This window comes from Acetatifactor sp. (assembly GCF_982438285.1).
This window is the reverse complement of the sequence record NZ_CEWDFQ010000311.1, coordinates 1-3,669: the sequence shown is the minus strand read 5'-3', so window position 1 is coordinate 3,669 and position 3,669 is coordinate 1. Positions and strand designations below refer to the sequence as shown.

Here is a 3,669-nt window from a genome sequence, read left to right as displayed (position 1 = left end):
GTCATAGTCTCCTGTCAGCGTCATACACGCCGCCCCATGGATGAAAATCCACATTTTTGTAAACAATTCTCCCGGCTTTGGACATCCGCTCACTCTGGCAAGATTAACCTCATAAACCACATTCCCGGCATTGCCGTTTAGAAGCTCATACATGCTTTTCTTTTTCCGGCTGCCGGACACAAACAGAAGCTCAAACAAATGCTTTTCCTCTCTGGCAAAGGCAATATAAGCCATGCCCAGATTAGAGAAAGGAAGCTTGCCTGTTCTTGGGTACAAGCTGCAATAATCCTGAAAAAAGGAAGCCGCCTTCTCATAGACAGCATCCCACAGCTCCTCCATGCTCTTATAAACACGGAAAATGGGCTGGGTGGAACAGCCTGCCTTCGCCGCCACCCTTCTGGCCGTCACATTGGAAAAGCCCTCCTGCCTCGTCATGGCAAAGGCAGTTTCCAAAATAATATCCTGTGTAATTGATTCCTTGCGGGCCATACTCTCCTCCCTTCGTTTGCGGCAGTCTGTGCACAAATCTTTCCGATTTCTTATTGTATTGCTATAACACTTGTTATTTTACTTTAGCATAGAGCGTTTGTCAATGGGCTTCAAAAAACGCGCGCCACAGGCGCACTACGGCAAAAAGCTGCCCCAAAGCGGCGCTTTTCCAAGCGTCCGTCTCTGGGGCAGCCATCCTTAAAAATTTAGTATTCTTATGGTTTAAACAGGATATGCGCCGTTCTTGGTATCGGCCTGGGTCATATCTACCTTCTCCTGCTGGGCCTGGCGATACTTGAAGAATTCCATTGCCACCTGAGGGAACAGTGCATAGCTGAGCACGTCCTCATCCTGCTGCTTCCATTCCTTCATTTCACCCTCCAGCTTATCCAGCTCGTTATCCAGCAGATCTGCATAACGACAGGTAATTCTCTCCTCTCCGGGAATGACCTTGTCGATTACCTCCTGATTCATGGGCTTTACAGTCTGTCCGTACTCGCCGCGCAAAACTGCCTTGGTTTCCTTTGTGGCCATCTTGTAGCGCTCGCCCATCAGCACGTTGAATACAGCCTGGGTACCCACAATCTGGGAAGAAGGCGTAACAAGAGGGGGCTCTCCCAGATCCTTACGCACTCTGGGAATCTCCTGCAGCACGTCGTAGTACTTATCCTCTGCATTCTGCTCCTTTAACTGGCTTACCATGTTGGAAAGCATACCGCCCGGTACCTGATAAAGCAGCGTCTTAATATCAACGCCCATAACCTTGGGATTGAGAAGGCCGTTTTCAAGACACTCATCTCTGTAAGGTCTGAAATAATCTGCAATTTCCGCAAGCAGATTTTGATCCAGTCCGGTGTCGTAGGGCGTTCCACGGAAAGTCTCAACCATAACCTCAGTTGCAGGCTGGGAGGTACCCATGGCAAAAGGACTGATCGCCGTATCGATAATGTCCGCCCCGGCTTCCACACCCTTTAAGTAGGTCATGCTGGCAACACCGGAGGTATAGTGGGTGTGCAGCTCAATAGGCAGCTTGGTGGCTTCCTTCATGGCAGATACCAGCTTGGTAGCCTCATAAGGAAGCAGCAGGCCCGCCATATCCTTGATACAAATAGAATCTGCACCCATTTCCTCTACTTTTCTTGCAATATCGGTCCAATATTCCAGAGTATAGGCATCTCCCAGGGTATAGGAAAGGGCAACCTGAGCGTGTCCTCTGCCCTCCTGCACCTTGAACTTGTTGGTTGCATTTACAGCCTCCTGAAGATTGCGCAGATCGTTTAAGCAGTCAAAGATACGAATGATATCAATACCATTTGAAATGGATTTCTGAACAAAATAGTCCACCACGTCATCTGCATAAGGTCTGTAGCCCAAAATATTCTGTCCGCGGAACAGCATCTGCAGCTTGGTATTCTTAAATCCATCACGCAGCTTTCTAAGCCTGTCCCAAGGATCCTCTTTTAAGAATCGAAGAGACGCATCGAAGGTTGCTCCGCCCCAGCACTCAACGGCATGATATCCTACCTGATCCATCTTGTCCACAATGGGAAGCATAAATTCAGTGGGCATTCTGGTTGCAATCAGAGACTGGTGTGCATCACGTAATATGGTTTCCGTAATTTTAATCGGTTTCTTTACTTGTTCTGACATTCACGAAATTCCTCCATTTTATTTTACAATTAATATGCTCTCTTTAGAAAACGCCGAAGATTGCCATAAAGGTTCCGGCAGCCACCGCAGTACCGATAACGCCTGCCACATTAGGGCCCATAGCGTGCATCAGCAGGAAGTTGGTAGGATCTGCCTCTGCTCCCACCTTCTGGGATACACGGGCTGCCATAGGCACTGCCGACACACCTGCAGAACCAATGAGCGGATTCACCTTCCCCTTGGAGGCCACGCACATCAGCTTGCCGAACAATACGCCCGCAGCAGTACCAAACATAAATGCAATCAGTCCCAGGAACACAATTTTTAAAGTATCCGCATTCAAGAATGCCTCAGCGCTGGTGGTTGCTCCTACGGAGGTGCCCAGCATAATAACCACAATGTACATCATTGCATTAGCTGCGGTATCTGTAAGCTGTCTCACCACACCGGATTCCTTAAAGAGGTTTCCCAGCATCAGCATACCTACCAAGGGAGCCGTAGTGGGAAGAATCAGACACACTACAATGGTAATGATAATAGGGAAAAGAATTTTTTCCAGCTTGGAAACGGGGCGCAGCTGTCCCATCTTTATTTTCCGTTCCTTCTCCGTGGTCAGAAGCTTCATAATGGGGGGCTGAATAATAGGTACCAGGGACATATAGGAATATGCCGCCACAGCAATGGGACCTAAAATAGCAGTCTGCCCCAGCTTGTTTGCCAAAAAGATGGATGTAGGGCCGTCCGCTCCGCCGATAATGGAGATTGCCGCCGCCGCCATATCGTTAAAGCCAAAGGCGATTGCTCCGAAATAAGCTGCAAAAATACCAAACTGGGCCGCCGCTCCCAGCAAGAAGCTCTGCGGGTTTGCAATCAAAGGACCAAAGTCCGTCTGGGCGCCTACCCCCAGGAAAATCAAACAGGGCAGAATTGCAAGTTCGTCCAGCTTGTAAAAATACCACAGCATACCGCCTGCTCCATTAGCTGCCTCATCCGGACTGATCATAATGTCCGGATAGATATTTACCAGCAGCATGCCGAAAGCGATCGGAACCAAAAGCAGAGGCTCAAATCCGTGGCGGATAGCTAAGTAAAGGAAAACGCACGCAACCAGTATCATGATGAAGTTTCCCCAGGTCAGGCTGAAAAACGCTGTCTGATGAATCAGGTTGTTGAGCGTAGTTGTTATATATTCCATTTGTTGACCTCCTGTTGTTTACTTTCGCTGTAGACTTGCGTCTGACTAATTCATAGTTGCCAGTACAGCGCCTGCTTCAACAGAGTCTCCAACTGCTACGTCAATACTTGCTACGGTGCCGTCCTGAGGCGCCACTACAGGGATTTCCATCTTCATGGCTTCCAGAATTACAACAGGATCGCCAGCCTTTACTGCCTGTCCCACGCTTGCTTCCAGCTTGAAAATCTTTCCAGCTGCTCCGGCTTCAATCTTAACGCTTCCCGCAGCCTTAGGCGCTGCAGGTGCAGGCGCAGGTGCAGGTGCAGCAGGCGCTGCCGCTCTGGGAGCTGCAGGTG

4 protein-coding genes are annotated in these 3,669 nt (G+C 49.3%); all 4 read right to left on the bottom strand.

Translation table 11 applies throughout. The features are described from left to right. Nucleotides 1-489, bottom strand: a 489-nt coding sequence (locus AC1WIP_RS13015; protein WP_481142229.1) for a TetR/AcrR family transcriptional regulator, incomplete at its 3' end; no start/stop codon positions are given. Between the two features lie 222 nt (nucleotides 490-711). Beyond that, on the bottom strand, nucleotides 712-2,139 hold the full coding sequence (locus AC1WIP_RS13010; protein WP_481142228.1) for an oxaloacetate decarboxylase subunit alpha: 1,428 nt from the start codon (nucleotides 2,137-2,139) through the stop codon (nucleotides 712-714). Nucleotides 2,140-2,182: 43 nt separating this feature from the next. Further along, a complete protein-coding gene (locus tag AC1WIP_RS13005) occupies nucleotides 2,183-3,334 on the bottom strand; it encodes a sodium ion-translocating decarboxylase subunit beta (protein ID WP_481142227.1) in 1,152 nt (383 codons plus the stop codon). A 45-nt stretch (nucleotides 3,335-3,379) separates the two neighbouring features. Further along, nucleotides 3,380-3,669, bottom strand: a 290-nt coding sequence (locus tag AC1WIP_RS13000; protein WP_481142226.1) for an acyl-CoA carboxylase biotin carboxyl carrier protein subunit, incomplete at its 5' end; no start/stop codon positions are given.

Coding starts and splice junctions, on each gene's coding strand:
- AC1WIP_RS13010 (WP_481142228.1), bottom strand. CDS start 2,139: ATGTCAGAACAAGTAAAGAAACCGATTAAAATTACGGAAACCATATTA.
- AC1WIP_RS13005 (WP_481142227.1), bottom strand. CDS start 3,334: ATGGAATATATAACAACTACGCTCAACAACCTGATTCATCAGACAGCG.